We start from the raw sequence: 4789 nt of genomic DNA on the forward strand, positions 1-4789 counted from the left end.
GACCACCACCCTCACCACCGAGCACCAAGCCGAACAGCTGGCCGCCCTCGGCGATTGATAGCGAGTTGTGCGAGAATGAGTCGGTTTAAATTTAGCGGATGGACATCATGAATTCGAAGAAGGTGATGCTGGCGACGGCGATCGTGTGCTTTGGGCTGATTGGCGTGGCCATGTATCTGCAGCACGTGCTGTACTTGCTGCCTTGTCCGCTGTGCGTGATTCAGCGCTATCTGTTCATTACGATCGGCATCGCTTGCCTGATCGGCGCGTTCGGCAAGCCGAAAGTCGGTGCGGGCCTGGGTTTGCTGGCCGCGCTGGGCGGTCTGGTGGCGGTCGGCAAGCATCTGTGGGTGCTGGCGCATCCGGGCCTGTCCTGCGGCATCGATCCGATGGAAACCTTCCTGAACAAGATCCCTACCGCGACTGCCCTGCCCTGGCTGTTCTACGCCGACGGCCTGTGCGAGAACGCGACCGACGGCTTCCTCGGCCTGTCGATCCCTCAATGGTCCGCCATCTGGTTCGTCATCCTCGCCGGCACCATGCTCTGGCTGCTGCTGCGCAAGCGCGCATGACCATCCACGTCGCTCCCGGCACCACGCTGGGCGCTTTGCAGCGCCAGCCGCTGCTCGATCCGGTCGATCAGCGCATCCTCGTTTGCCATGCGCTGAACATCACGCGCACGGCGCTGATTACGCAGGCGGAACGCGCACTCAACGCCGATGAAGCGGCGCGCATCGAAGCGCTGCTGCAGCGGCGCATTGATGGCGAGCCGGTGGCCTATATCGTCGGCATGCGCGAGTTTTACGGTCTGGCGTTTGAAACCACGCCGGCCGTACTGATTCCCCGCCCCGACACCGAACTTCTGGTGGAGCTTGCCCTGGAACGCCTGCCGCCACGCGGACGCGTGCTGGACCTGGGCACAGGCAGCGGCGCCATCKCCGTGGCAGTGGCCCACAGCCGGCCCGATGCGGAAGTCACGGCGCTTGATGTCAGCACCGATGCCCTCGCCGTTGCGCAACGCAACGCGCAGCGCAATGGCGCCAGGGTGCGCTTCCTGCACAGCGACTGGTTCGCCGCCGTCAAAGGCGAGACCTTCGACCTCATTGTTTCCAATCCTCCTTATATCGCAGACGGCGACCGCCATCTGTCCGAAGGCGATTTGCGCTTCGAACCTTCCGGTGCGCTGACCGATTTCGCCGACGGCCTGTCGGCGCTCAAGGCCTTGATCAAAGGGGCGCCGCAGCATGCGGCCGCCGGCACCTGGCTGTTGATGGAACACGGTTACGACCAGTCTGAAGCCGTGCGCAAGCTGCTGTCATCGGCGGGTTACACTGAGGTGGCAAGCTGGCAAGATTTGGCCGGAATCGAGCGCGTCAGCGGCGGGCGCGTCCCCGGTTAAAATAGCGCTTCCTACGGCGCCATGCGGCTTGCCGGGCGGTTTTTGAGGGCTCCTGCACGCAGTTTTCGGATTTCGGTTACATTCGCTCCAATTCAAAGTTTGCTGCATCGGAAAGGAAGTGCCAATTGTCCAATCTATTGTCTCGCCGCCTGGCCTTATTGGCCGACGATAAGCACCGCGCGGTGCTGGGCGGCGGCCTGCGCGGCATCGAGCGAGAAACCCTGCGTGTCGACAAGAGCGGCCATCTGGCCCGCACGCCTCATCCGGTTCTGCTGGGTTCGGCCCTGACCAACCCGCACATCACCACCGACTACGCAGAAACGCTGCTGGAATTCATTACGCCGGCCGAGAACGATATCGCCACCACGCTGCAGAAACTGGATGGCATCCATCGCTTCTCCTATACCAAGATGCAGGATGAGCTGCTGTGGTCGCAGTCCATGCCTTGCCAGCTGCCGCCGGAAGAGGACATCGAAATCGCCTGGTACGGCAAGTCCAACCTGGGCATGCTGAAGCACGTGTACCGCCGCGGCCTGGCCCTGCGCTATGGCAAGGCCATGCAGTGCATCGCGGGCATCCACTACAACTATTCGCTGGACGAACAGCTGTGGCGCATCCTGGCCGAGGACGAAGGAGCGACGCACATTTCCGCAAAGGCCTACCAGTCGGAAGCCTACCTTGCCGCGATCCGCAATTTCCGCCGCTACAGCTGGCTGCTGATGTACTTGTTCGGCTCCTCGCCGGCGCTGGCCAGCAGCTTCCTGCGCGGCCGCCCGCACAAGCTGGAAACGCTGTCGTCCGATACGCTCTACCTGCCTTATGCCACCAGCCTGCGCATGAGCGATCTGGGTTACCAGAACGAGGCGCAGTCCGGCCTGCATCCGCATGAGAACAGCCTGGATTCTTATGTGGCCACGCTGACCCGCGCCGTGAACCAGCCTTACGAGCCGTACCAGAAGATCGGCACCAAGGTCGATGGCGAGTGGGTGCAGCTGTCGACCAATGTGATCCAGATCGAGAACGAGTATTACTCGACCATCCGTCCGAAACGCGTGATCCGCACCGGCGAGCGTCCGATCCAGGCGCTGTGCAACCGCGGCGTGCAATACATTGAAGTACGCTGCATGGATGTGGACCCTTACGAGCCGGTCGGCATCAATGTCGAAACGGGACGTTTCCTGGATGCCTTCCTGCTCTACTGCGCACTGGAACGCAGCCCGCTGATCACGCCGGAATACGGCGAAATCCTGGCGCGCAATTTCGGCCGCACAGTGAAGGAAGGCCGGCGTCCGGGCCTGAAGCTGATTCGCGACGGCGAGGAAGTCGCGCTGACGGAGTGGGGCCTGGATATGCTGGAACGCATCCGCCCAGCCGCCGAACTGCTGGACAGCGTACGCGGCGGCAATGACCATGTGCGCGCGCTGGAAGCCCAGGCCGTCAAGCTGCATGACCCGGATGCGACGCCGTCCGCACGCGTGCTGGCCGAGCTGCGCGCGAACGGTAAATCGTTTATCGAATTTTCCGTGCGGCAGAGCGAGAAGCACGCAGCGTACTTCCGCGCCAATCCGCCGAGCGCCGAGGAACAGGCTTATTACGAGCAGCTGGCCAAGACCTCGCTGGATGAGCAGGAAGAAATGGAACGCACCCAGACCGGCAGCTTCGATGATTACGTCAAAGCCTACCGGGCAAGCAACCTCTGTCCTAACAGCCCTTGCTGACCTTCTACAACGAACAGCATGCACAGCAGCGTCTCCGCCACATTCTGACGGGCGGCGCACCGGCTCCCGCGCCGGATCACCCCGAGCGCGCGGAATTCGTGCTGGCCGAACTGGGCCGGCGCGGACTGGGACAAATCGTTACGCCGCATAGCGTGCCGCCGGTGTCGCTGGAGCGCGCGCACAGTCCGCGCTATCTGCATTTCCTGCGCACCGCCTGGAGCGAGTGGCTTGCACTGGCGCCGGCCAATGCGGGACGCGATGCCTTCCCGTCCATGTCCGTGATCCGCAATCTGCGCGCCGATATCGAGCCCGATGATTTCGGCGCCCGTTTCGGCCTCTACGCCATGGATACGCTGACACCCATCGGCCCCGGCACCTGGAGCGCGGCCAAGATGGGCGCCGACTGCGCCATCAATGCGGCGCATGCCCTGCGCGTGGGCGAGCGCAGCACGTTCGCCCTGACTCGTCCGCCGGGCCATCATGCGGGACCGGATGCGATGGGTGGCGGCTGCTACCTGAACAACGCCGCGCTGGCGGCACAGCACCTGTTGGACGATGGCTTGTCGCGTGTCGCCGTGCTGGATCTCGACTACCACCATGGCAATGGCACGCAAGCCATCTTCTATGACCGTGCCGATGTGCTCTGCATTTCGCTTCACGCCGATCCGCGCCACGCCTACCCCTGGTTTGCGGGCCATGCGGATGAAACCGGGACAGGCGCCGGGCTTGGCTATAACGTCAATCTGACGCTGGCCCCCGGCAGCACGAGCGCGGACTGGTTCGCCGCACTGGAATCGGCCTGCGTACGCTTGAGCATGTACCGTCCCGACGCACTGGTGGTCGCGCTTGGCGGCAATACCTGGGCTGGGGAGCCGCACGGCGGCTTCGGTTTGCAAGCGGCTGATTATTTACGACTGGGCGAACGGCTGGCCTGGCTGGGGCTGCCAACCGCTTTTATACTGGAAGCTGGCGGTGCGGCTCGTGAACTCGGCACGAATGTGGTGAACGTGCTGGAAGGCTTCGAAACCGCCGTCTAAAAATTTTTAGAAAAATAGCTTGCAATTAGATCGTGCGCTATGTATATTGTGCACATGGGCGCTGCACTTAAACCGAAAGCCCAGCATCGGATAGCACGCTACTTAATCGCAAATTATTTATCGAAAGGAAGAATCATGTCCCTCCAACAAGTTCTGTACCGTACCAGCGCAACTTCCACCGGCGGCCGCGAAGGCACCACCAAAGCCGACGACGGCACCTTCGAGCACAAGCTGACCACCCCGAAAGAACTGGGCGGTAATGGTGCCCCTGGCGCGAATCCCGAGCAGCTGTTTGCTGCTGGCTACTCCGCCTGCTTCATCGGCGCCCTGAAATTTGTTGGCGGCCGCGACAAGATCGCCGTGCCTGCAAACACCTCGATCAACGCCACCGTTGGCATCGGCCTGATCCCGCAAGGCTTCGGCATCGAAGTGAAAATGGACATCTCGCTGCCAGGTGTTGAGCGCTCCGTCGCCGAAAAACTGGTGGAAGAAGCGCACAAAGTGTGCCCTTACTCCAACGCCACCCGCGGCAACATCGATGTGACCCTGAACATCGTATAAGCAGTATCGTAGGCGCGGCTTCGGCCGCGCCGATTTCGCAGCAGGAGTTTGGATCATGAAAGCCCGTCTTATCG

5 protein-coding genes are annotated in these 4789 nt (G+C 62.2%); all 5 read left to right on the forward strand.

Features of this window, described 5'->3' with window-relative positions; all coding sequences use genetic code 11:
* The first annotated feature begins 104 nt into the window (after nucleotides 1-104).
* Complete coding sequence (locus AB4Z11_RS23325) at nucleotides 105-572, forward strand: disulfide bond formation protein B (RefSeq protein WP_442028011.1); 468 nt, start codon at nucleotides 105-107, stop codon at nucleotides 570-572.
* Nucleotides 569-1399, forward strand: a complete 831-nt coding sequence (gene prmC, locus AB4Z11_RS23330) for a peptide chain release factor N(5)-glutamine methyltransferase (protein ID WP_442028006.1) — start codon at nucleotides 569-571, stop codon at nucleotides 1397-1399. The genes AB4Z11_RS23325 and prmC overlap by 4 nt, the downstream gene beginning before the upstream one ends.
* 125 nt (nucleotides 1400-1524) lie before the next feature.
* Entirely contained in the window at nucleotides 1525-3117 is a 1593-nt protein-coding gene (gshA, locus tag AB4Z11_RS23335) for a glutamate--cysteine ligase (protein ID WP_442028007.1), read from the forward strand.
* Nucleotides 3111-4154: a histone deacetylase family protein gene (locus AB4Z11_RS23340; RefSeq protein WP_442028008.1), complete on the forward strand. Its 1044-nt coding sequence runs from the start codon at nucleotides 3111-3113 to the stop codon at nucleotides 4152-4154. The genes gshA and AB4Z11_RS23340 overlap by 7 nt, the downstream gene beginning before the upstream one ends.
* Nucleotides 4155-4289: 135 nt before the next feature.
* Complete coding sequence (locus AB4Z11_RS23345) at nucleotides 4290-4715, forward strand: organic hydroperoxide resistance protein (protein WP_442028009.1); 426 nt, start codon at nucleotides 4290-4292, stop codon at nucleotides 4713-4715.
* Nucleotides 4716-4789 lie beyond the last annotated feature (74 nt).

The organism is Pseudoduganella sp. RAF53_2 (genome assembly GCF_052113985.1).
GTDB lineage: Bacteria > Pseudomonadota > Gammaproteobacteria > Burkholderiales > Burkholderiaceae_D > Rugamonas.

Bases quoted from the DNA above. Each gene is read 5' to 3' on its own strand.
- AB4Z11_RS23345 (WP_442028009.1), top strand. From the start codon at position 4,290: ATGTCCCTCCAACAAGTTCTGTACCGTACCAGCGCAACTTCCACCGGC.